This is a genomic window from Pseudomonas sp. (genome assembly GCF_030683065.1).
Classification (GTDB): domain Bacteria; phylum Pseudomonadota; class Gammaproteobacteria; order Pseudomonadales; family Pseudomonadaceae; genus Aquipseudomonas.
In genome coordinates this window covers 101944-125491 of record NZ_JAUXMX010000004.1, presented here as the reverse complement: position 1 = coordinate 125491, position 23548 = coordinate 101944, and the positions used below count along the sequence as shown (strand labels likewise).

At 62.3% G+C, this 23548-nt stretch carries 24 protein-coding genes; 12 read left to right on the top strand and 12 right to left on the bottom strand.

All coding sequences use genetic code 11. The annotated features are described in order from the left end of the window. Window positions 1-57: 57 nt before the first annotated feature. Entirely contained in the window at window positions 58-1023 is a 966-nt protein-coding gene (locus tag Q8K09_RS00840) for a GTP-binding protein (protein WP_305253032.1), read from the bottom strand. Window positions 1024-1399: 376 nt separating this feature from the next. Between Q8K09_RS00840 and Q8K09_RS00835 the strand changes: the two genes are divergently transcribed. After that, complete coding sequence (locus Q8K09_RS00835; RefSeq protein WP_305253031.1) at window positions 1400-1753, top strand: NADH:ubiquinone oxidoreductase; 354 nt, start codon at window positions 1400-1402, stop codon at window positions 1751-1753. A 360-nt stretch (window positions 1754-2113) separates the two neighbouring features. Here the strand turns inward: Q8K09_RS00835 and Q8K09_RS00830 are convergent, their stop codons facing one another. The 3 genes from Q8K09_RS00830 to dksA all read right to left on the bottom strand — a co-directional run bounded on the left by Q8K09_RS00830 (window position 2114) and on the right by dksA (window position 4492). Further along, entirely contained in the window at window positions 2114-2764 is a 651-nt protein-coding gene (locus tag Q8K09_RS00830) for a DUF1826 domain-containing protein (RefSeq protein ID WP_305253078.1), read from the bottom strand. 86 nt (window positions 2765-2850) lie between these two features. Further along, window positions 2851-4059 (bottom strand): zinc metallochaperone GTPase ZigA, encoded by a 1209-nt coding sequence (gene zigA / locus Q8K09_RS00825; protein ID WP_305253030.1) that lies wholly within the window; start codon window positions 4057-4059, stop codon window positions 2851-2853. A 4-nt stretch (window positions 4060-4063) separates the two neighbouring features. Further along, window positions 4064-4492 carry an RNA polymerase-binding protein DksA gene (gene dksA, locus Q8K09_RS00820; RefSeq protein WP_305253028.1) on the bottom strand — a complete coding sequence of 143 codons (429 nt, stop codon included), beginning with the start codon at window positions 4490-4492 and terminating at the stop codon, window positions 4064-4066. 76 nt (window positions 4493-4568) lie between these two features. Between dksA and folE2 the strand changes: the two genes are divergently transcribed. The 11 genes from folE2 (at window position 4569) to Q8K09_RS00765 (ending at window position 13785) form a co-directional block, all read left to right on the top strand. Further along, a complete protein-coding gene (gene folE2, locus Q8K09_RS00815) occupies window positions 4569-5465 on the top strand; it encodes a GTP cyclohydrolase FolE2 (RefSeq protein ID WP_305253027.1) in 897 nt (298 codons plus the stop codon). Next, complete coding sequence (locus Q8K09_RS00810) at window positions 5462-6133, top strand: metal ABC transporter ATP-binding protein (protein ID WP_305253026.1); 672 nt, start codon at window positions 5462-5464, stop codon at window positions 6131-6133. Before folE2 ends, Q8K09_RS00810 begins: the two co-directional genes overlap by 4 nt. 1 nt (window position 6134) lies before the next feature. Then, window positions 6135-6992: a metal ABC transporter permease gene (locus tag Q8K09_RS00805; protein ID WP_305253024.1), complete on the top strand. Its 858-nt coding sequence runs from the start codon at window positions 6135-6137 to the stop codon at window positions 6990-6992. Between the two features lie 10 nt (window positions 6993-7002). Further along, on the top strand, window positions 7003-7875 hold the full coding sequence (locus tag Q8K09_RS00800) for a metal ABC transporter substrate-binding protein (RefSeq protein WP_305253023.1): 873 nt from the start codon (window positions 7003-7005) through the stop codon (window positions 7873-7875). Beyond that, the gene (gene hisI, locus Q8K09_RS00795) at window positions 7872-8279 is read left to right on the top strand and encodes a phosphoribosyl-AMP cyclohydrolase (protein ID WP_305253022.1); all 408 of its coding nucleotides are present in this window, start codon (window positions 7872-7874) and stop codon (window positions 8277-8279) included. The genes Q8K09_RS00800 and hisI overlap by 4 nt, the downstream gene beginning before the upstream one ends. After that, a complete protein-coding gene (gene yidD, locus Q8K09_RS00790; protein ID WP_305253019.1) occupies window positions 8276-8521 on the top strand; it encodes a membrane protein insertion efficiency factor YidD in 246 nt (81 codons plus the stop codon). Before hisI ends, yidD begins: the two co-directional genes overlap by 4 nt. Beyond that, a complete protein-coding gene (locus tag Q8K09_RS00785; RefSeq protein WP_305253017.1) occupies window positions 8514-9854 on the top strand; it encodes a dihydroorotase in 1341 nt (446 codons plus the stop codon). The genes yidD and Q8K09_RS00785 overlap by 8 nt, the downstream gene beginning before the upstream one ends. A 244-nt stretch (window positions 9855-10098) precedes the next feature. Beyond that, complete coding sequence (gene thrS / locus Q8K09_RS00780) at window positions 10099-12024, top strand: threonine--tRNA ligase (protein ID WP_305253014.1); 1926 nt, start codon at window positions 10099-10101, stop codon at window positions 12022-12024. A gap of 96 nt (window positions 12025-12120) precedes the next feature. Further along, window positions 12121-12492: a hypothetical protein gene (locus tag Q8K09_RS00775; RefSeq protein WP_305253012.1), complete on the top strand. Its 372-nt coding sequence runs from the start codon at window positions 12121-12123 to the stop codon at window positions 12490-12492. Between the two features lie 3 nt (window positions 12493-12495). Next, window positions 12496-12678: a DUF1289 domain-containing protein gene (locus Q8K09_RS00770; protein ID WP_305253010.1), complete on the top strand. Its 183-nt coding sequence runs from the start codon at window positions 12496-12498 to the stop codon at window positions 12676-12678. A gap of 144 nt (window positions 12679-12822) precedes the next feature. Then, complete coding sequence (locus Q8K09_RS00765; protein WP_305253009.1) at window positions 12823-13785, top strand: WD40 repeat domain-containing protein; 963 nt, start codon at window positions 12823-12825, stop codon at window positions 13783-13785. 219 nt (window positions 13786-14004) lie between these two features. On the opposite strand, the gene Q8K09_RS00760 is transcribed toward Q8K09_RS00765, so the two are convergent. From Q8K09_RS00760 to Q8K09_RS00725, 8 genes are all read right to left on the bottom strand, one after another. Next, entirely contained in the window at window positions 14005-14382 is a 378-nt protein-coding gene (locus Q8K09_RS00760) for a transposase (RefSeq protein WP_305253008.1), read from the bottom strand. Between the two features lie 81 nt (window positions 14383-14463). Next, complete coding sequence (locus Q8K09_RS00755; RefSeq protein WP_305253007.1) at window positions 14464-15123, bottom strand: hypothetical protein; 660 nt, start codon at window positions 15121-15123, stop codon at window positions 14464-14466. Beyond that, window positions 15110-15688 (bottom strand): biosynthetic peptidoglycan transglycosylase, encoded by a 579-nt coding sequence (locus tag Q8K09_RS00750; RefSeq protein ID WP_305253005.1) that lies wholly within the window; start codon window positions 15686-15688, stop codon window positions 15110-15112. Before Q8K09_RS00750 ends, Q8K09_RS00755 begins: the two co-directional genes overlap by 14 nt. Before the next feature lie 681 nt (window positions 15689-16369). Further along, entirely contained in the window at window positions 16370-16537 is a 168-nt protein-coding gene (locus Q8K09_RS00745) for a hypothetical protein (protein WP_305253003.1), read from the bottom strand. A 138-nt stretch (window positions 16538-16675) separates the two neighbouring features. Next, window positions 16676-17992: a DUF1329 domain-containing protein gene (locus Q8K09_RS00740; protein ID WP_305253001.1), complete on the bottom strand. Its 1317-nt coding sequence runs from the start codon at window positions 17990-17992 to the stop codon at window positions 16676-16678. A 21-nt stretch (window positions 17993-18013) separates the two neighbouring features. After that, complete coding sequence (locus Q8K09_RS00735; protein ID WP_305253000.1) at window positions 18014-19906, bottom strand: DUF1302 family protein; 1893 nt, start codon at window positions 19904-19906, stop codon at window positions 18014-18016. A 38-nt stretch (window positions 19907-19944) separates the two neighbouring features. Then, entirely contained in the window at window positions 19945-22419 is a 2475-nt protein-coding gene (locus Q8K09_RS00730) for an RND family transporter (protein WP_305252999.1), read from the bottom strand. Window positions 22420-22429: 10 nt separating this feature from the next. Beyond that, complete coding sequence (locus Q8K09_RS00725) at window positions 22430-23446, bottom strand: YCF48-related protein (protein WP_305252997.1); 1017 nt, start codon at window positions 23444-23446, stop codon at window positions 22430-22432. Window positions 23447-23548: the final 102 nt, after the last annotated feature.

Sequence of the window (23548 nt, the reverse complement as noted above, 5' to 3'; positions counted from 1 at the left end):
AACCCGCAGAGTCTATCAGCCCGGCACAATCCAGCGGGCGCAGCCCTGCGTCCTTGCTCAATCCAAGCGACAGCGCTGAAAACCAGCCTGCAAGGTCGCCAGCTCCTGCGCCTCGCTAAAAATCAGCTCCAGGCGCGAGTCCTTGCGCCATTCGCTGTTCTGCCAATGCAATGGCTGACCGTCGAGGGCGTTGGCCGAAAGCCAGCCGGCGTTGGTCTGCAATACCAGCTTGGCGCGACGCCAGGCCAAGCTGCCGAGCCACTGCTGCACCTGCATCAGCTCGAAGCGCTGGCTCGGGTGCCAGCGCCAGCCGATGCTCCAGCCCTCGGGCTGCGCCTGAACCTGGCAGATCGGCTCAGTCGGTGTGCGCCAGAGCTGCGGCATCGGCGCTGCACCAGCGGGCAGTCCATCCAGACCCGCACCGACCTCGGCCCGGGCGGCGAAACCGGGCAGCTGGCTCAAGGGCAAAGTCCCCTGAGTCGTCCATAGCAGCGGGCGTGCCGGCAGTTGCGCCTGAATCCGCGCCTTGGTCACCTCGTCGAGGTGCTCCGCCTTGTTCAGCAGCAGCAAACCGGCACTGCTCAGGGTCGCCTGCTGGCTGTCGGGCAAGGTCTCGCCGGCCGCCAGGGCCATGGCATCGAGCACCAACAGCGGCGCCTGCACCGCGAGCACGCCAAGCCAGGGCGGCTCGCGCAATTGGCGGAGCAGTTCTAGCGGATGGCCCAGGCCGGACGGCTCGATCAGCAAGCGATCCGGCCTGGCCTTGCGCAGCAGGCGGCTCAAGCTGACCTGAAACGGCACGCCGTTGACGCAACACAGGCAACCGCCGGCCACTTCGCCCATGGCGATGCCGTCGTCGTCCGTCGTCAGCAGGGCGGCATCCAGGCCGACCAGGCCGAACTCGTTGATCAGCACCGCCCAGCGTTCATCCGCCGGACGCTGGGCCAGCAGGTGGCGGATCAAGCTGGTCTTGCCGGCACCCAGGGGGCCGGCAATCACATGGGTAGGAATATTCTTGAGCATGGGCCTATGGTGCGGTTGGGTGATCAATCAGGAAAGCGTTTTGCGCGCAGCGCGGCAACTGGGCAACTTTCCGTAGGATGGTGTTGAGCGCAGCGATACCCATCGGGCGGTTTATGCCTATACCCGTGTATCGATGATGGGTTACGGCGCGCTGGCTCTGCTGGCAGCAGGCCAATTTGCGGACGCCTAACCTACGCGGCCCGACCCACACTACGGTCTTGATCCTTGAGCACCCAGTTTGCTGCGCAACAGCGCGGCGTCTGGATACGGGGGATCTCCTACAGGTTAACCCCTGCCAGATCCCAGGGTTGCACCATGCAGACCGCATACAGGCCTCGTGCTAGAGTCGCCGCTACAGTCATCTGGAGTTCACTCGATGCGTCGTTTCGCACTGCTGGCGCTCTGCGCCCTGTCCTCCCTGGCCTGGGGCGAGGCCTGCGTAATCCATAGCCAGGCCGAACGCCTGGACGTAAAGGTCTGCCAGCAAAATCGCAGCATCCCACCGAACCTGTTTCGCAGCGGCTTCTGCCAACCGCAACTGAAGGGCCAGAAAGTCGAAGTCGCATTCGTCGAGCAATGCCCGATCGGCGCCTACGGTGTGTGTCGCAACGCTCAAGTCAGCGGCATGCCTTACCAGCAGGACATCCACTATTACGGGGTCGCCAGCGACGCGGCCTACCTCAAGCCTTACTGCGAACGGCAGAGCCGAGGCGTATGGATGGCGCGCTAGTGTAGTGGTGCGTTGTTGATGAAACGTATGACCGCCACGCAACCGCGGCCTACCCCGTTCGCGGTCGAGACCCCTCCCACAAAGATCGCGCCTAACGCAAATCCTGTGGGAGCGGCCTTGGCCGCGAATCCAGGCGACTCGGTGGCGAAGCCAAGCCAGTGCAGCGGTGTATTCTTGATGAAGCTTATGATCGCCACGTAACCGATATGGATACTGGCCTTGTGTGTTTCAAACAGCGCGAAAACTACACAAGCCACGCCTAGGTAGGGTGCGCCATGCGCACCGACAACACCTCGATTGCCCGCCGGCGCGCACGGCCTAGGCGGCCCCGCTCACACTACACGAGCCGTACACCCGGCATCACGCCAGCCAATCCAGCGTCAGCAACAGCCGTCGCTCGCCGGCTGGCGGTTGCGGCGAGCGGTGGATTAGTCCACCGCCCTCGTTGCCGAGCCATTTTTCGCCCTTGGCCAGCAGCACATGACCGGTTTCGGCACGTTCAATCAAGGCCGCATCCAGCGGTTCGGCCGCCGGATCGCCGAGGCGATGACGCGCCATAACGCCCTCACGCAGCCACTGGCTGCCAATCCCTGCATAGCTGGTAATCAGTCGTAGCGGCACATGGTCGACGTGAAAGCGCGGGCACATGGCCTTATCCAGCACGCGCAGGCGCACACCTACGCGCCTGGCATCGAGCAGGCAGGCAAAGGCGTCCACCAACCAGCTGACATCGGCGATAAAAGCCGCGTGGCCGGGTAGCTCGCTGTAGCCCTGAAGCAGATCGCCAAGATCCACTGCGCCTTGCGTATCGGCCAACTCCAACACCCTGGAATCTGCCAGCGGTTCGCCCCGAGCCAGTAACTGCTCGGTAAAAACGCTGATCGCTGGCGCTAACCGACGCTGCCAGACGGCCAGGTTGACATGCTCGTTGAGCACCTCGCAGAACACCTCGACCTGCTCGCCAGCGACCTGCTGCAACGGCTGCTTGACGGGCATACCCGCTGCCCTCATCCGACGCAGCGCGCCACCGCCTCCCTGAGGAAGAAGGACATAGGGATGGCGGCGCGGCGCGACTTTCACGTTGGTCGGCGCAAGCATCAGGCCGCCTCCTCCTCGACCCAGGGGCCGAACGGGTCGGGCAGCGCCAGCCAGGCATCCACGCCCAGGGCCATTTCTGCATCGTCCAGCAGGCAAGCGTCCAGCTCGGCGGTCAGTTGCGTGAAGTCGATGTTCTGGCCAATGAATACCAGCTCCTGGCGGCAGTCGCCGCTCTGCTCCTCCCAGTTCTTCATGATCGCCTGCAGGCCTTCGTCATCTGTCGGCCACTGGCTCTTGGGCACGAAGCGCCACCAGCGCCCGGCAAATCCATGACGCATCAGGCCGCCGGCCTGGGACCAGCTACCCGCTTCCTGATATTTGCTGGCCAACCAGAAGAAACCCTTGGAGCGCAGCAGGCGGCCATTGGTCCATTCACGGTTGATAAAAGCGAAGAAGCGCTCGGGATGAAATGGGCGGCGCGCACGGTAGGCGCTGGAAGCGATACCGTATTCCTCGGTCTCGGGGATGTGCTCACCGCGCAGCTCCTTCAGCCAGCCCGGCGCCTCGGCCGCGCGGGCGAAGTCGAAGCGGCCGGTGTCGAGGATCTTGGCCAGCGGCACCGCGCCCATGGCCATCGGCAAAATCTCGGCATGGGTGTTGAGGCCGCGCAGGATGGCGATCAACTCCTCACGCTCATGGCTGCTGATCAGGTCGATCTTGCTGACCAGGATCACGTCGGCGAACTCCACCTGCTCGATCAGCAGGTCGGTGATCGAGCGCTCGTCGTCCTCGCCGAGGGTTTCGCCGCGGCTGGCCAGGCTCTCGGCCTCGTGGAAGTCGCGCAGAAAGTTGACCCCATCGACCACGGTAACCATGGTGTCCAGACGCGCCAGATCGGCCAGGCTTTGCCCGTCTTCACCGCGGAAGGTAAAGGTCTCAGCCACCGGCAGAGGTTCGGAAATACCGGTGGACTCGATCAGCAGGTAGTCGAAGCGGCCTTCACCGGCCAGCCGGCCGACTTCCTCCAGCAAGTCCTCGCGCAGGGTGCAGCAGATGCAGCCGTTGCTCATCTCGATGAGTTTTTCTTCGGCGCGGTTGAGGCTGACATCGCGCTGGACTTCGCTGCCATCGATATTGATCTCGCTCATATCGTTGACGATCACCGCGACCTTGAGGCCCTCGCGGTTCTTCAGGATGTAGTTGAGCAGGGTGCTCTTGCCGGCACCAAGAAAGCCGGACAGTACAGTTACGGGAAGACGATTGGACATGGTTTCAGGCTCCATCAGTGTGACGCAGGTGCTTTTCGCGTTGTTCTTGGCGTTCTTTGGCCTCGATGCACAAGCTGGCGGTGGGCCGCAGCAGCAGGCGCTTGAGGCCGATGGCCTCGCCGGTTTCAAGGCACCAGCCATACTCGCCGCGTGCCAGGCGATCGAGGGCTTCGTCGATCTTGTCGAGCAGCTTCTTTTCCCGCTCCAACTGGCGCAGTTGCCACTGCCGCTGTTCTTCGGCGCTGCCGATGTCGGCTGGGTCGCTGCTGGTTTCGCGTTCGCGCAGGGCCTCGAACTCCTCGGCGATGCGCGCCTGCAGGTCAGCGCGCTGGCTTAGCAGCAGGGTGCGGAAGAACTGCTGCTGGTGATCATTCATGTAGTCATCAGCCGGCTGGATGAGCAGTTCGGCTTCGGTAAGCAGGGTCAAGGTCATGGTTCGAATTCACTGGCGTGGCGCTTTAATTGTTATAACATAACATTTATCGCCTCAGTCACACCCTGGATTTCTGATGAACGCCCTGACTTTGCCGGATATTGCTGCCCAAACGACGCACTACCAACAAGCCCTGGATTGGGTCGGCATGGCCGAAATCGCCCTGCCCATCCGTTTTGCCGGGCAACCAATCACTGCCCGTGCCGCAGCCGGGGTCAGCCTGGATGATGGCGGCGCACGCGGCATTCATATGTCGCGCCTGTACCTGGCGCTGCAGGTTCTGGAGGCCGAGAACCTCACGCCGCAGTTATTACAGCAACTGCTGAACGCATTTCTCGACAGCCATCAAGGCCTGTCGCAGCAGGCCCATATCAGCCTGCGCGGCGATGCCTTGCTCAGCCGTCCGGCGCTGGTCAGCCCGCTATCCGGCTGGAAGGCCTACCCCTTCGAAGTACGTGCACGCCAGGATTCATCGGGGTTCCACGTGGAACTACAGGTTCAGGTCGCGTATTCCTCGACCTGCCCCTGCTCCGCCGCGCTGGCTCGCCAGCTTATCCAGCAGCGCTTTATCGAGGACTTCGCCGGCCAGCCGCTCGACCATCAGCAACTGCTGAGCTGGCTCGGCTCGACCCAAGGCATTCTGGCCACCCCACACAGCCAACGCAGCACCGCCACCCTGCAAGTGCGCCTGAGCGCGCACGCCGTTGAGCTGCCATTGATCGAGCTGATCGACCGCGCCGAACAGGCGCTTGGCACCGCGGTGCAGACCGCGGTCAAGCGTGCCGACGAGCAAGCCTTTGCGCTGGCCAACGGGCAGAACCTGATGTTCTGCGAAGATGCCGCGCGGCGCTTGCACAGCGCCCTGTTGCTGCAGCCAGAACTGAGCGCCTTCAGCCTGCGCGTGGTGCATGCGGAAAGCCTGCACGCCCACGATGCGGTTGCCGCGAGCAGCTGGAACTGGAGCCCGGCATGATCCACTGCCAGCACCTGCAATGGGGGCCAGCTGGCCAGCCGCTGACCCCGCCACTGGACCTATTACTGCCCAGCGGCAGCCTGACCGGCCTGATCGGTAGCAACGGTTGTGGCAAAAGCAGCTTGCTCAAGGTGATTGCCGGTCTGCAACAACCCTTGCGTGGACGGGTTGAGCTGAGCGTTCCGCGCCTCGGCGGCGTGGCCTACCTGGTACAGCAGCAGGCCCTCGACCGGCAGTTTCCAATCAGCCTGCAAAGCCTGGTCAGCACCGGGTTCTGGCGCAGCCCGCTAAACCGCCGCCAACGCCAGGCGCGCCTCGCCCAGGTGCTCGACGATTGGGGCTTGCACGGCTTGCAGCAGCAGTCGCTGCAAGCGCTGTCCGGCGGCGAGCTGCAGCGCGCGCTGCTGGCGCGATTGAGCCTGACCGACGCCCGGGTGTTGCTGCTGGATGAGCCCGAAGCGGCGCTAGACGATCATGGTCAAATCTTGCTCTGGCAGCATATCCAGCGTTGGCAGGCCGAGGGTCGCACCCAGTTGCTGGTCAGCCATGACCTCAGCAGCCTGAGTCAGCGCCTGGAGAACGCCCTGCAACTGTCACGCAGTGCCTGCCTGTACGGGCCGATTCGCCAGCTGATTGGCCAGCGCCCGTCCTTGGAACAGGTGGCCTAGCATGGAACTGCTGTGGGCGCCCTTCGTCGAATTTGCCTTTATGCGCCGCGCCCTGCTCGGCGGCGTGGTGCTGGCGCTAAGCGCCGCGCCGCTGGGGGTATTCCTGATCCTGCGCCGCCTGAGCCTGATCGGCGACGCCATCGCCCACGGCATCCTGCCCGGTGCGGCAATCGGCTTCTGGCTGTTCGGCCTGAGCCTGCCAGCCCTGACCATCGGCGGCCTGGTCGCAGGCCTGGGCATGGCCGGTCTGGCCGCCTGGATCACCCGCCGCACCGGCCTGCGCGAAGATGCCAGCCTGGCAGCGATCTACCCGATTTCTCTGGCCAGCGGCGTACTGCTACTGGGCCTGGCCGGGCGCAAGCTGGACCTGCTGCACCTGCTGTTCGGCTCGGTATTGGCCGTCGACCAGAACACGCTCAACGGCATGCTGCTGGTGTCGCTCGGCAGCCTGCTGGTCCTGGCGCTAATCTACCGTTGGCTGCTGCTGGACAGCCTCGACCCGCTATTTCTCGCCAGCGTCAGCCGCTTCGGCCCGCTGGCCTACGGCCTGTTCCTGACCCTGGTGGTGCTCAATCTGGTGATCGGCTTCCAGGCCATCGGCGCGCTGATGGTGGTCGGCCTGATGATGCTGCCGGCCGCGGCTGCACGTTTCTGGAGCCGCCACCTGCCCAGCCTGCTGTTGCTCGCCGCACTGACCGGCGCGGTCTGCGTCTGGTTCGGTCTGTTGCTGTCCTACTACGCCAACTTGCCCAGCGGCCCCTGCATCGTGTTGCTGGCCGGCCTGGTCTACGCCCTTTCCGTGCTGCTCGGGCCGCTCAACGGCCTGCTGCGCACCTCTCGTCCATTACCTTCACCCTGAGGAACGTTCCATGCGTGTATCAATCGCCCTGCTCGCCCTGTTCGCGTCGCTGTCCCTGAACGCCGCAGAAAAACTCAACGTCGTTACCAGCTTCAGCATTTTGGCCGACATTACCCAACAGATAGCCGGAGATAAGCTCGAACTTCGCAATCTGGTCGGTGCCGACGCAGACGCCCATGTCTACCAGCCCAGCGCCGCGGATGCCAAAGCCGTGCTCAACGCCGACCTGATCATCGCCAACGGCCTGGGATTCGAGCCCTGGCTCGCGCGCTTGATCGCCAGCAGCGATGCTCCAGGTACACGGCTCGACGCCAGCGCCGGGGTACTGCCGCTGATGCTCGATGAAGATGGCCACCAGGTAGCCGACCCGCACGCCTGGCAGAACCTGGCCAATGCCGAGATCTATGTGCAGAATATCGCCAAGGCATTGAGCAAAGCAGACCCGAGCAACGCCGCCTACTACAACACCCGCCGCGATGCTTACCTGGCAGAAATCCGCGCCCTGCTCGTCGAAGCCAAGGCCGGGTTGGGTCAACTGCCTCCCGCGCAACGCACGATCATCACCAGCCATGACGCCTTCGCCTACCTGGGTCAGGCCTACGGCCTGAAATTTATCGCACCGCAGGGCTTGAGCACAGCCGATGAACCGTCCGCCGCAGAGGTGGCTGCGCTAATCCGGCAGATTCGCGCCGACGGGGTAAAAGCCGTGTTTGTGGAAAACATCCGCGACCCGCGCCTGATCCAGCAAATCGCCGCCGAGGCCGGCGCCAAGGTCGGTGGCACCCTGTACTCCGATGCACTGGCCAGCGAAGGCCCGGCCAGCACCTACCTCGGTATGTTCAAGCACAACCTCGACACCCTGCTGGCCGCGCTCAAGCCATGAACCTGTGGCTGCAACTGGAACAGGCCGGGCTGGGCGACAGCCGCCCGCTGGCCGAGGTGCTGGACGCCATACCCTGGAATGCCGACGGCCTGATTGCTGCCATCGCCCAGCAACATGACAGCGGTGAGGTGCTGATGCTGGCCTGGATCAACCGCACCGCGCTGGAAGAAACCCTCGCCAGCGGCCAGGTCTGCTACTGGTCACGCTCGCGCCAGCAGCTCTGGCGCAAGGGCGAAACCAGCGGCCATCACCAGCGCCTGCTCGAAGCGCGCCTGGATTGCGACGGCGACGCCATTCTGCTCAAGGTCGAACAACAGGGCCCGGCCTGTCACACCGGCCGGCCCAGCTGTTTCTACAACGCCATCCGCGATCAACGGGTGTGCGTGATCAGCGTGGCGCAATGAAGCGCCTGCTACTGGCCCTGGTGCGGCTCTACCAGTACCTGATCAGCCCGTTACTGGGGCCGCGCTGCCGCTTCCACCCCAGCTGTTCGCATTACGCCGTCGAAGCACTGGAACGCCACGGTGCGCTGCGCGGCAGTTGGCTGGCCCTGCGCCGCTTGTTGCGCTGTCACCCCTGGCATCCGGGCGGCTACGACCCGGTGCCGCCCACTCATCCCTGTCACGAGGAGCATCGCCATGACTGACCTGCTGATCCGCAACGCGCGCCTGATCAACGAAGGCCGCGAATACGAGGCTGACCTGTTGGTGCGCCACGGCCGCATCGAGAAGATCGCCAGCAGCATCGACGGCCTCAACGCCGAGGTTGAGATCGACGCTGCCGGGCAGTTTCTGCTGCCGGGGATGATCGACGATCAGGTGCACTTCCGTGACCCCGGCGCGCCGCACAAGGGCAGCTTTGCCACGGAATCGCGGGCGGCGGTGGCCGGCGGCATCACCAGCGTGATGGACATGCCCAACACCAGCCCGCCGACCCTAAACCTCGAAGCCTTGGAAGCCAAAGAGCGGCGCGCCGCCAACTGCTCGAAAGCCAACTTCGGTTTCCACTTTGGCGTCAGCCACGAGAACCTCGACATCGTCGCCGCGCTCGACCCCAACCGCGTGGCCGCGGTGAAAGTGTTTATGGGGGCCAGCACCGGCAACATGCTGGTCGATGACCTGCCCTCGCTGGAGCGCCTGTTCCGCGATTGCCCGACCATCATCCTCACCCACTGCGAACACACCCCACGCATCCACGAACGCGAACTGCAGTGGCTTAATCGCTATGCCGAGGCGATCCCGGCCGACCAGCACCCGCTGATTCGCGATGCCGAGGCTTGCTACCAGTCCTCCAGCCTCGCCGTCAGCCTGGCGCAGCGCTTTGACACCCAGTTGCACGTACTGCACATCACCACTGCCCGCGAACTGAGCCTGTTCCAGCCCGGCCCGCTGGCCGGCAAGCAGATCACCGCCGAGGTCTGCGCGCACCACCTGTATTTTGATGACCGCGACTACGCGGCGCTCGGCCACCTGATCAAATGCAACCCGGCGATCAAAACCCAGGCCGACCGCGATGCCCTGCGCCAAGCGTTGCTCTGTGGCCGGTTGGACATCATCGGCACCGACCACGCCCCGCACACCCTGGAAGAAAAACAGCGGCCTTACCTGCAAGCCCCGTCCGGCCTGCCGCTGGTGCAACACGCCCTGCCCGCGCTGCTGGAACTGGTCGCCGACGGCCTGCTGCCACTGACCACATTGGTCGAGAAAACCAGCCATGCGGTGGCGCAGCGCTTTGCCATCGAGCAGCGCGGCTACCTGCGCGAAGGCTACTGGGCCGATCTGACGCTGATCGAACCCCTGGCCGAGCCACGCCCGGTCGAAGCCGACCCGATCCTCGCCCACTGCGGCTGGACGCCCTTCCAGGGCCGCGCCTTCCGCCATGCCGTGCGCACCACCATCGTCTCCGGCCAACTGGCCTGGCACAACGGTCAGGTGCATGACGACTGCGAGGGCTTGCCGCTGCGCTACCAGCGCGGCTGACAGAAGCTGCACAAGACTGCTTTGTAGGGTGGGTTAGGCGCGAACCGCGATCATGCAAACAACACCAATGCTCAAAGCGCCGTAACCCACCATTGCGGTCTACCGATAAACCGCAATGGTGGGTTACGCGGCGCACTAATGACGCAGTGACTTCGCCAGCACACCTGAGCGCCGCTAACCCACCCTACATATCTAACCCACCCTACGCGTTACATATTTAACCGACCCTGATTAGAGAACCGACATGCCCAGCATCACCCTGCCCGACGGCAGCCAGCGTCATTATTCCCAACCGCTGAGCGTGGCCGACGTCGCCGCCGATATCGGCCCCGGCCTGGCCAAAGCGGCCTTGGCCGGCCGCCTCGATGGCCAACTGGTGGACACCAGCGCGCTTATCGAACACGACGCCCAACTCAGCCTGATCACCGCCCGTGACGGCGACGGCCTGGCGCTGCTGCGCCACTCCTGCGCGCACCTGCTGGCCATGGCCGTGAAGCAGCTGTACCCCAGCGCTCAGGTGACCATCGGCCCGGTGATCGAGGACGGCTTCTTCTACGACTTTGCCTTCGAGCGGCCCTTTACCCCGGACGATCTCGAACGCATCGAAGCGCGCATGTTGGAGCTGGCCGCCGCCGATCTGCCGGTCAGCCGCCGCGAGCTGCCGCGTGATGAAGCCATCGCCCATTTCGAGGCGCAGGGCGAGCACTACAAGGCCGAGCTGATCCGCGACATTCCTGCAGGCGAGGTGCTGTCGCTGTACCGCCAGGGCGACTTCGAAGACCTTTGCCGTGGCCCGCACATCCCGCGCACCGGCCTGCTGCAAGCGTTCAAACTGACCAAAGTGGCCGGTGCCTACTGGCGCGGCGACGCCAAGAATGCCGCGCTGCAACGCATCTACGGCACCTGCTGGGCCACGCCGAAAGAACTCAAGGCCTACCTGACTCGCCTGGAGGAAGCCGGTAAGCGCGACCACCGCAAGCTCGGCGCTCAGCTAGACCTGTTCCACTTCGACGACTGCGCCCCCGGCTCGGTGTTCTGGCACCCCAAGGGCTGGACGCTGTTCCAGCAGCTGATCAATTACATGCGCCAGCAGCAGGACGCCGCCGGCTATGTCGAGGTCAACACACCCGACGTGATGGACCGCAGCCTGTGGGAAACCTCCGGGCACTGGTTTAACTACCGCGAGGCCATGTTCACCACCACCACCGAAGACGAGCGCGTGTTCGCCCTCAAACCGATGAACTGCCCCGGCGCGGTGGCGCTCTACGCCCGTGGCCTGAAAAGCTACCGCGACCTGCCGCTGCGCATGGCCGAGTTCGGCAAGGTGCACCGCTACGAACCCTCCGGCGCACTGCACGGCCTGCTGCGCGTGCGCCACTTCACCCAGGACGACGCGCACATCTTCTGCACCGCCGCGCAGATGGAGCAGGAATGCGCCGACACCATCGCCCTGGTGTTCGCCATCTACCGCGACTTCGGTTTCAACAAGGTAGCAGTCAAACTCTCCACCCGCCCGGCTAACCGGATCGGCAGCGACGCCACTTGGGATCAACTGGAAGGCGCACTGTCCGGCGCACTGCAACGGATGAATATCGACTACCAGCTCAACCCCGGCGAAGGCGCGTTCTACGGGCCGAAACTGGAGTTTGTGCTGCGCGATGCGATCGGCCGCGACTGGCAGTGCGGCACCCTGCAGGTGGACCTCAACCTGCCGGAGCGCTTCGACATCAGCTACATCAACGAGCAAGGCGAACGCGAACGCCCGGTGATGCTGCACCGTGCATTGTTCGGCTCGCTGGAGCGCTTTACCGGCATCCTCATCGAGCAGTACAGCGGCCTGTTCCCGCTGTGGCTGGCGCCGCAACAGACGGCCGTGCTAACCATCTCCGAAGGCCAGAACGACTACGCCCGCCAGGTACTCGCTGCCCTCAAGCGCGCCGGGCTGCGCGCCAGCGCGGATCTGCGTAACGAGAAAATCGGCTACAAAATCCGCGAAGCCACCCTGCAGAAAGTGCCCTACCTGCTGGTCATCGGCGAACAGGAAAAAGCCGAAGGCCGCGTCACCCTGCGCAGCCGCGCTGGCGACAACCTTGGCAGCCTGACGCTGGCCGAGCTGGTCGAACGCCTGAGCACTGAGGCGCGTATGCCCGGTCAGGACGCGACAGACTGATCAGCAGGTTGCTGGCGGCGCACCGCTTAGCAACCTGCATAAACCCATTGGCCAGGCGTTATCCTGCACGGCCGCCCTACACCATCAAGGAGCCCCATGAGCCTGACCAAGCGCGAGCAAAGCCGGATCGAACGGACGCTGGCCGCAACCCTCACCGATGCCTGCGAAGCAGCCAAGGCCGAGATTGTCGGCTTCGAGTGGCTGACCCATGACGTCGACTACCAACGCTTCCCCTCAAGCCTGCGAGTGATCTGGGTGTTCGCCAGCCAGGCTGAGCAAGACGCCGCCATCGCCAAAGGCCAGGATCGCCTGATGCAGGCCCTTACCGCAGCGGCCTTGCAAGCCGCCGAGGTTGCACTCGAAACCCCGGCAGCCCATGTGCACTTCGACAACGAACAAAGCTGCCAGCGGGTCGATGGCGGCAACTGGCAACAACGCCTGGCGCGCCAGCGTTCGAGCAAGCACTAAGCCATGGCCAAGGAGATTGAAAACCCGTGCATTTCGCTCTGCCAGCTGAGCGGCGACCTGTGCCTGAGCTGCGGGCGCAGCAAGGCCGAGATCAAGCAATGGAAGCGCATGAAGCGCCCGGAAAAAATGGCCGCCGTGCAGCGCGCCAGCCAACGCCTGAAAAGCCTGGGCAAGAAGAAATCCTGACCGTGCATCGCCAGGGGACGTGCCAGGGTTTCACTTAAATGATCAGGCTAAGGCGAAAAACCGTGGCCTGCCTCCTATTACTCCCCTGATACTGCCGACCCAGTGCTGCTAGCTTATGAATAGACTCATTGTTACGGATCGCCCATGCCCCTTCGCCTGACCATTCTGCTCTGCACGGTGCTGCTGAGCGCCTGCAACGAACCACCGAGCGCCAGCTGGAACCTGACCGAACAGGCTGGGGTATTCAGCGTCAGTTTTGACGCCGAGGCCGAGCACGTGCTGGTCGGCAGCGTGCGCCATGGCGGCAGTCTGTGGCGGCTCAGCGACCGTAAACGCTTGTATGACTGGAATCACCAAGCCGAAGGCCTGTCCTTGTTGAGCGCCACGGCACTGGCCGCCAACGGCCGTTTTGCTGCCACCGGCGAAGGCCGTCAGCTAACCCTCTGGGACAGCGGGAGCGGACAACCGCTGGGCAGTTGGCTGCTGGACGGACACATCCAGTCCCTGGCCGTCAGCGACGATGGCCAGCGCATTCTCGCCGGCCTGCGCGATCACACTGCGGTGCTACTGGACACCCGCCTGGGCCAACCGCTGGCACGCATCCGCCATGGCAGCACGGTGCAGGCCGTGGTCATCAGCCGCGACGGCCGTATTGGCGCAACCGGTGCCGACGACGGCGTGGTGCAACTGTGGGATATGGACAGCGGCCAGGCGCGCCTGACCTGGCGCTTCGCCAGCGGCCTCAGCAGCCTGGCCCTGAGCGACGACCAGCGCCTGCTGTTCGCCGGCCGCTATCACGGCAAAGGCCGTATCTGGCAACTGAGTGACGGTCAGCAACTCACCGAAATCGGCCATGAGCGCGGCTCTATCAGCACCGCACGCTTTAGCAGCGACGGCCGCGAACTGCTGACCGGCAGTCCAGACGGCAGCAGCAGCCTGTGGTCGACGGGCGACGCACAGCGCCTGCAACACTGGCATGCACCGCGCCAGAGCTTCTACAGCAACCGTGGCCGCGCCGTGCTGGCGGTAGCCTTCGCCAAGACCCCCGGGCTCTACTACAGCGCCGTGTCGGATGGCCGTCTGCTGCATTGGCAAGGCCGCGAATGAGTCAGGGGCCAGCGCTTACCGCCAGCCTCAGAGACGGTGTTTTCCGTGGGTCGCGCCCCTCCTCTGCCACACACCTTTAGCGCCCACACTCATAGCCCCGGTTGCTGGCTGAGCGAATTTGCACGACCAAGCCAGGGACAAGCTGATGCCGAAAAAGCTCACGATCGGTAGGTTGGTGTTGAACGCAGCGCAGCCCAACGCCTGGTACACGGAATGTTGCTAAATCGGTGCGGATTGCTCAGCCGGGGCATGCACTCGATAACTCGCCCAACGATATTGCGCCGGATGCTCGACCATTTCAGCCCGCACCGGGTTCATCTCAATGTATCGATAGCAGGCCAGCACATAGCGCTGACCAAGCCCCTTCATCAACATCCCGGCACTTTCCGGCTTGGCGGGGGTAAGCAGCAGATGAACATGGTTGGTCATCAGGCGCCAGGCATGGATCGCGCAGTCATGCTTTCTTGCTTGATCCGCAAGGTGCTCCAGATAGAACAGGTAATCTTCCTCAGCAAAGAAACAGGCAGAATGATTGTTCCCCCGCTGAATCAGGTGCGACGGGACTCCCGCCAACAGCACACGTGCTCGACGCGGCATATGGAAACTCCTTTTCCATGAAATGACGCCAGAAGAGTAGACGAGATCAGGATAATCGTGGTCTGTCCCTTAATACTCTTGTTACTGCAAGCCTAAAGAAATTTGCTGTACGTAGCTTGACCATGATTTATAACACCTAACCGAGGCATGACAGAATCTTGGTGCATCGACTGTAATATCTAACTTTTCTTTAAGAAGGTACATGGTTTGAGCAATACTTCTTACATAATGATATTTATCATGATTTGGAACTATACTTGAGTCTATAAAACCTTTTGCAATATTTTTAGGTCCTCTATGTAAATTATCTATCCAAAACCCATTCTCCCTATCATTTGAAGCTCTAATAGCTCCACTTTCAAAATCATAAGACCATTCATTAAAGTCACTTTTTAAGTGCTCAAAAAGCTCATTAGAAATAATGAAGATATCTAAATCTGAATCATCTCCAAATGGCTTACCCATTTTATGGGGTGCTAATGACTGCCCTAACCTTGCACTACCTGTGACATTTAATTCTTTTGGGTCAATATTGAGTCTTGAACCAACCCACGAACGAATAGATTCATAAATCCCAGGGCACTCCTTGAATGCGAATGGGATACCCTCCGACAACCACTGCCTTGCAATAGCTTGTCTAGCTGATTCTCCGCCATGTTTTGCAGCTTCTGAGATCAATTTTGCTTCTGGGTACGGAGATATCATCCCTTTTAAATGGCTTGATACTTTAAATGGTTCCATAGTGCCCTTTAGAATGCAATTGATTAAAACGGTTAAGGATATGGCCAGCTCGAAAATCAATAGCTTTGAGCTTATTTTTTTTATCAAATCTTGGCTCTGGGTATTTTAATCTAGCAATTATCAAGGCTGCCTCATAATTGGATAGCGCACATTCATCTAACCCTAATGCTTTGCACGCTTGTTTTACTCCATGCATATTCCATCCAAAATAAGCAATACTCAAATAGAGCTTTAATATTTCTTTTCTTTCGAGCACCAAGGTTAATCTAGTAGCTAAATAAATCTCTTTAACTTTACGCTGCAGGCTGATCTCATACCGCTCCGTAATTGTTCTAACTAATTGCATCGCAATTGTAGAGCCACCTTGTCTTCGGTGATGGAATGTAGTTTTCCAAAAAGCTCTAATTAGACCTATTGGATCAACTCCAAAATGTGACCAGAAACGATGATCCTCTCCTGCAACAAGGAGCTCTAACAGATTATTAGAAAACTCTGTATCTGCGTTTTCTGATTTTACTTCATCAATACTCTTAATGAGCTGACTCCATTCATCTTTAAATTTCATTTATGGCTAATAACTACCTTTCCTGAATTTATAGTATGTGTGCAACGCTTGAAACGATAGGCATCAAGCAACAAAGGGTCAGGTCTTATCTTTGGCCTTTTCCGTTATCGTACGACTGACATACGAATAGTGCAGACAAAAACAACCCCTTATTTCCTTCGTACGTAGCGCCATGTGCCAAGCAAAAGGCAATACCTAGCCCCGATTTCCAGTCCAAGCCATAACCTGTAACGGCGGTCAGCTGTGGACGACTGCACGCTCGCGTATTTCCCCGCAACCGATATGGCGCGGATAAGTGCTGCCTGATCAGCTTCCCATTGGCAGACGCCGAGCGCAGCGCACAATGACCAAGCAGGGCGTTATGCCGGGGCGCCGGCATGACAAGCCTGAGCCATTCGGCTGTTGTGCAACGCATACCAAACATCCTTTTGGTAACGGCAGACGCGGGGGCTGGCACCGGGCCAGCAAAGGTGGCTCGACCTTAAGCACTCGGCGGCTAAACGGCAAGTCGCCTTTCGCCTACGCCCTGTGCGTAGCCGGTGTGCCAGCTGATGGGTATCGCAGGCTCAATCCATCCTACGGTTGTGGATAACTGCACCGGGGAAGGGCCCGGTTTGGCTGGAGCCGCGGCCGAGCCGAACGCAGCGCGCCTGCCGTCCGGAACTGTCAGCCGCCCTGGCATCAGTGCCCGTGCATAGGCTCGATCAGTTCGCGCTGCCTGCTGACCTGGTCGGCGAGGTCGAGGGTGCGCGCTGCAGTTGCCGGCGGTGGCTGGCCCTGCTGCATGGCCTGGGCCACCTGCGCGGTGTCTTGGCACTGGGTCGGTCTGGCGCGCGTGGGGCATGGCATCCGATCCGTTGTGACGGTCTGGGCAGGCCGCGAATGCACGGGCAAGGGTTGCCGTGCCGCGCGGGCGCAGCCTGGGTTGAATTCGTGGGTAGTGAGCGAACCGCCCGGCGTGTTGCCGGGCGGTTGCAGGCTGGTGTTTTAGTTACCAGTAGCGCGCATGTGCTGCACGCTGAACATTTCCGGTTTGCTCATTGCCGGGTCGACCTGACCCTTGAACTGGCCGGTGGTGCAGTGCATGGCCTGTACGTCGATCATGCTGAAGCTGTCGTCAATCGACACACCGCTGCCTTTGTTCTTGGGCAGGTGATGATCGGGGTGGGCCTGGCCGATGGTGAAGGTCTTCCACAGGCTGCCCTTGCGGTCATAGGAAATGGTGCGTGGCACGGTGAAGGTCTGCGCATCCACGTAGTGCACGCGCTTGGACAGCGGGTGGCTGCCTTCAACCGGGGCCGACTCGACCTCGTAGACCTTGCGCAGTTGCCAGGTGATGTTGGGGAAACAGCCGCCCTGGCCGGCGAAGGCTACGACCTGGTAGCCGTCGTTGTCCTTGTGGGTTTCGCTGTCCAGGGTCAGGTCGTTGTGGTTGTAGAAGGGCATCAACAGGAACTTGGTGCCCTTGTAGCTCCAGTTCATGTCGGAGATGCGCCCGTTGTAACCCTCGAAGTCCTCGATCATCAGGTCCGAGCCGAGGAAGGCGTCGGTCACCTGGCCGGTGGCCAGACGGCGCACGCGGCGCTGGAAGCCGAGGTAGAGCCAAGAGTTGTCGCGTTTGAGGTCGTCCTGGGCGCGGTGAATCAGCAGCTGGGTGTTGCGCACGTCATAGGGTTCGAGAACCTTGACGTAGATGCCGCGAAACAGCTGCGAGGGGTTCGGCGTGATCGCCGGCAGCGGCGGCTGGTTGACCCGGCCGGTGAAGTTGAGAAAGTGGAAGTCAAACTTGATGGTGCGCTCGACCTTGGCCGAGTCCATGTCGCGGTACTTCCAGTAGAACGGCGAGATGGCCGCACTGTCGCCCCAGTTGTAGCCGTACTTGTAGTTCCAGGCCAGCTTTTCGCCAGCGCGCGGGTCATTGGCGTCCGGCTCCTGGGGGAAGGGCCGGCCGGCGACCCAGCCTTCGATCTGGCCGGGCTTGGCGCCGAGCTTGACCTGGTCCTGGCCCTGACGGCTGGCCTCGACATAGTTGGGGTGCAGGTCGAAGGAGGTGGTGTCGCCAACCTGCATCTCCAGCCAGCCCTTCTCGATAAAGCCGTAGAAGGCCGGATCGATGATGTCCTTGAACTGGGCGACGTTGGCCTGGTTGATGGTCAGGCCGGCGCTCAGGCCGGCGGCCTTGGGCGTTTCGCCTTTGTAGGGGTAGAAGGATTTCTCGATCACCGACTCAGCGGCAGCCATGGCCTGCCCCGCAGTCAGGGCGAGGGTCAGCGCGGTCAGGCGGAAGATAGTGTTCTTGTGCATGTTGTCCGTTCCTCGTGGTGATCAGAAGCTGTAGCGCAGGGTCAGTTGCAGTTCGTCTTCCTTTTGCGCCATGCCGATCGGGCCAGCGCGGAAACGACCCAGGGGTTCATAGCCGGACAGGCCGAGGCTCATGCCTTCCGGTTGGCCAGCGCTGGTGAAGGGGTCCCATGGGTTGCAGGTACGGCAGTCGTCGTACTCGCGGGCGCCGCGACCGACCTTGATGTTGGCGCCGGCGGTGATCTTCAGGTTGTCGCTGAACAGGTACTCGATGCTCGGGGCGATGGCGGTGGCCTGGGCCTTGAAGTCATGCGCGGCGAGCAACTGCGGGCTGAGCCGATCGTTCATCCACCAGCCCTTGACCAGCAGGGTGCCGATCCAGTTCTGCTCCCAGTCCGGCATGCCGACCTTGCCCAGTGCGCGTTTCTCCTCCTGGTGCTCGTGGATGTGCTGGCCGAACAATTGCGCCGAGAACAGGAACGCCCGGCCCGGGTTGAGCGCCGGGATGAAGATGTTCTTGTCCGCACCGATCACGTAGCGGGTCACGTTGGACTCGGAGAACAGCCGCGACTGCATAGTGTTGGCGAACTCCTCGCCCTCGGTGTGCGCCACTTCGACGCGGAACACCGTGTCGATCGCCTGCGAGTAGTAGTCCATCGAGCCGCCAATCAGGTTGACCCGCGGGAAGTGGATGTCGAAGGCGATCAGGCTTGGCCACACCGCGGTCTCGCCGGTGAAGGCATTGGTCGCCGGGATGCCGCCGCGCAGCGAAGGCAGTTGCGAGCGGTAGGTGAGGGCGTTGAGGCTGAAGCCGAAGTCGCCGTAGACGCCTTCCAGCTTGATCCCGAACTGGCTGTTGGACAGGCTCCAGGACGGCATGTGCGCCTGGCGGATACCGATCTGGCCGGGGCCGAAGTCGGTGGCGATGTTGCCGTTGGCGAAGTTGGCCACGGTGCCGCCGTTTTCCCACAGGTTGTTCATGCCGCGGAAGAAGCAGGCCGCGTCGAGAATCGAGTTGGGCCCGCCGCACTGGCCGAGGTTGTGCGGGCGGAACTTGTCGAAGTTCCACACGAACGACAGGTTGAGGTCGTCGAACAGCTCGCCGGCGCCCATCCGCCAGTCGGCCTTGGCGATCCACATGGGGATGCGGATGTCTTCCAGCTCGTCATAGATGTTGTTGCGCGAATAGTCGACCGGGTTGATCACGTCGAGCACGCGGAACAGATCCGTGCGGCCCCAGATCACCTGCTGCTTGCCCAGGCGCCAGCTGAGGATGTCGCCGTTAGGCAGCTCGTTGTCGAAGTCGACATACAGCTCACGAATGAAGTCCAGGCGCTCGTTGAATTCGGGGAAGCGCAGGTCGTCGCTGCTGGCATCCAGGTAATTGTCGATGCAGCCGCGGCTGTCCTTGTCGCAGGGCCGCACCGGCACGCCGAATGCCACACCGCCGCGGGTTTTGTGCAGGTTCTCACCAAGCACAATCATGCCCTCGTTGGGGTTGCGCACCTGGTCGAAGCCGAGCAGGGTGCCGGGCACGGTCAAGCCGCCACCGTGCGGCACGCTGTTGCCGGCAATGCTGTTCTCCAGCTCGATGGCGCCCCCCGCGCCGCTGCCGTACTCACTGCTATTGAGGTCGTAGACGCCGTCGTAGGTGCCACGGAAGGTGGCGTGGAACGCAGTGTTCTTGAAGTTCAGCTGGCCGAGGTCGCCGAACTTGCGGTCGGCGTTGACCTGCAGCGTGTTGCGGAATTTCGACAGGCCGACACTGTCACGGGCGAAGGTGGCGTTCTCGACGAAGCCAGTGACTTGCATCTCCTCGTTGGCCATGACCGCAGCCAGCGGGGTCAGGCTGCAACCTGCCCCCGCCAGCGTGGCCAGGGTCCAGTGTTTCAGGCTTTTTCTTATTCTTGTCTGCATGGCAGAACCTCTTACGTGGGTTGTTGGTGCGTGCCGGCTCAGGCCGGTTGGCGCGCCTCGGACAGCAGCCCGCCGCCCGACTGCGCTGAAGTCGGCAACGGATCGGTGGGAATTGGCGTAACCGGCTCGGCGTCGTGGTCGGCATGGATCACGCCGTCCTCATCGACGTAGGCATCGGTGATGAAGCGCGGCTTGAACACCAGCACCCAGGCCGGGGCTAGCAGCATGGCGGCGATGCCGTTGATCACGATCATCACGCACAGCAACTTGGCGGCGTCGGCCTGGAAGCGCAGGTCGGAGAGCAGCACCCACATGACGATGCCGGCCATCAGGGTCAGCGCGGTGAAGCTAATCGCCATGCCAGTGGTGGCGATGGCGCGGTGCACCGCGGCGGACAGGTTGCCGCTCTTGACCATCTCCTCGCGGATGCGATCCATCATATAAATGGAGTAGTCGATGCCGACGCCGATACCCACGGCGATCACCGGCACCGTGTTGATGTCGATACTCATGCCGGCCAGGCCCATGTAGGCATAGGTCAACACGGTGGCGAAGAGCATCGCCATCAGCATCATCAGGCCGGCATGCCAGCTGGTGTAGAAGACCATGACGAAGACGAAGATAAACAGGAACACCAACGGCAGTACCAGAAGGTTGGTCTCGAACGCCGACTCGTTCATCGCCGCAGCGACGCCGAGGGTGCCGCCAGCCAGGCGGATGCTCAGGCCCGGTACCGACTCGCCGTGTTCGGCGATCCACTGCTTGGCCATGTGCATGGCGCGGCGGATGGTCTCGCCCTGGCGATCCTTGTAATAGAACACCAGGTTGGCGATGCGGTCGTCGGTATCGTTGAACTCGTCCAGCGCGCCGGGGATCGGGCTGGAGGCCATGTAGGTGAACATCAGCCCGCCGACGTAATCGGCGTCATGGGGGATCTGGAACCAGCGCGGGTCGTCGTTATGCATCAGCCGATTGACCTGTTTGACCAGGTCCGGCAGGCCTTTGCTGCCGCCCACCGTCGGATCACCCAGCATGTGCGCCTGCAGTGACTGCAGCGCCTTGAGCACTTCGGGCCGCTTGATGCCGCCGTTCTCGGCGTGCTCGGCAATGATGTACAACTCCTCGGAACCGGGGAAGCGGTCGTTGATTTCCTTGGACGACAGGTTGTAGTCGTGCTCGGGATAAAGGATTGGCGAGCCGGGTTCGGAGTCGCCGATGCGCACCTGCGACGATGCCCACAGCCCGGCAACCATCGCCAGAGCGGCCAGCCCCAGCAGCTTGCGCGCGGCACCGGGACGCGACACGGTGGCGGCGCAGGTGGCGCCGATATGGCGCAGGAAGGTTTCCTTGATTTCGGGGTTCTTCGGTTGCGGCAGGATCGACAGCAGCAGCGGCACGCCGATCAGTACCGAGAAGATCACCGTAGTTGCCCACAGCGAAGCGTAGATGCCCAGCTTGGTGTTCAGCGCGATCGAGCCGATGGCGATCAGCGCCAGGCCGATGGCGTCCGAGGCGATGCCCAGGGTGCCGGGGCGGAACAGGCTGTCGAAGGTGGCGCGCGCGGCCAACTGGCCGTTGCCGCGTTCGCGCACCTCGGCGTAGTAGCGCTCCACCAACTGCACGCCGTGGCTCATGGCCCGTGCGGCAATCAGGAAGGGAATCACCAGGCCCAGCGGGTCGAGGTTGTAGCCCAGCAGGCTGATGATGCCCAAGCCCCAGATGGTCGAAATCAGCACCCCGCCGAGCGGGATCAGCACGCCGTAGGCCTTGCGGAAATGGAACACCAGCAGGGCCAGCATGGCCAACACGGTGAACACGAAGATCTGCAGGATCTGCTCCATGTAGGTGTAGGCCCAGCCGACCAGCACCGGCTGACCGGTGGCGTACAGCTTGACGCCGTCGCGCACTTCCGCCTGGCGCAGGGCCTGCAGCTGAGCGAAGGTCTGCTCGTAGTCGAGCTGGCCCTCGATCAGCTGCGCCTTGACCAGCGCCACCTTGAGATCCGGCGACACCAGCGGCCCATAGACCCGCGGGTTGGCCACCACATCGGCCTTCATCGCGGTCAGTTGAGCGGCGTCGAGCTGACCGAATTCTGGCTGGTAATAGGGTTCGGAGTTGATGCTGCCGACCTCGGTCAGCCAGATCTTGCGCGAGTTGCGATGGGTCAGGCTGCTGACCAGGTTGTGGTTGACCCCCGGTAGGTTGTCGACCGCCTGGGTGACCCGGTCGAGGGTGGCCAGGTTGGCGTTACTGAACAGGTCGCCGTCCTCGAACTCGACGCCGATCACCAGCACATTGGCGCCGCCGAAGGTGTCCTTGATGCTGTTGTGCAGCTGGATATAGGGGTGTTCCTGCGGCAGCAGGTCGGCGAAGTCGGTATAGACCTTGAGCGCCGGGATCTGCAGGGCGAAGAACAGGGTTAGCGCGCCAATCAGCGCCAGTACCCGGCGCGGGTTACGAAACAGCCAGATCTTGGCCAGGTAGAAAAAATGGGTGAACCGATGCATGGACATGGTCAAAGCCTCACTGAGCCTGGGCGGCCAGGGCCGGGCGGGTATCGAGGTTGAGCAGCAGGCCGCGGCCGCCAGCCACGGTCAGGCGATGGTCATCGCTGCTGTTGGCGGCGCGCAGGTAAGCCGGTGCATTCGGCGTGGGCAATGCCTGCCAGCGCTCGCCGCTCAGACGCAGCACGCTGCTGTGATCGCCGATGGCGAACAGACCGTCGCGGTTGGCGCTGAAGTTGAAGATCGGTGCGGCGGACGGGGTGTCCTGGCGTTGCCAGTTCTGGCCGGCGTCGAGGGTGTGGTAGATAAAGCCATTGAGGCCGCCGACCCAGCCTTCATCCAGGCTGACGAAGTGGCTGGCGTGCGGGTAGAACTCTTCCGGCAAACGACCGCTGGCCTGCCAGCTCTGGCCGCCATCGGTGCTGCTGAAGACCAGGCCGAATTCGCCGGTGACCACCGCCTGCTGTGCGTCGAGGAACTGCAGGGTGGTGAGCATGGCGTCTTCGTCCAGGCTGGTTTCATCCCAGTTGGCGCCTTGGTCCTGACTATTGAGCAGGGTGGTGAAGCTGCCGGCCGCCCACCAGGCACCGTCGGGTGCACAGGTTGCGGTGAGCATCTGCTCCTGGGTCGGCAGCGTATGGGCATTCCAGCTCAGGCCCTGGTCGGCGCTGTGCCACAGCTGATTAGCAAAGCCGAGGGCGATGAAACTGCCGTCCGGGCAGGCATCCACATCGATCAGGCCGGGTTGCCCCGGCAGTTGCTGGCGCTGCCAGTTGAGGCCCTGATCCTGGCTGACCAGGATCACCCCGTCGTTGCCGACCAGCACGCTGACTGTCGCGTTGCTGGCTAATGCCTGGTAATGATCGGTGCGCAGGCTGGCGTGGCGGGTTGCCTCGCCGACCGCCGCCAGGTTCAGTTCGGCCTCGCAACCGGCCAGCAGTACGGGCAGCAGAATCAGGGCGAGCGTGCAGCGAGGTAGACGTGGAGAGGCAGTAGCGCAGGTCAGGCCGTTACGCGGCGTGGAAGTGAAGCTCATTACGGGTCACCACTTGGATTGTTTTTGTCTTGCAGCGGTTGGTGAACCCTAGAGCAACGCTTGTGCCAGTCTCCTGTATTGATTTACAAGCTGTTGAAACCT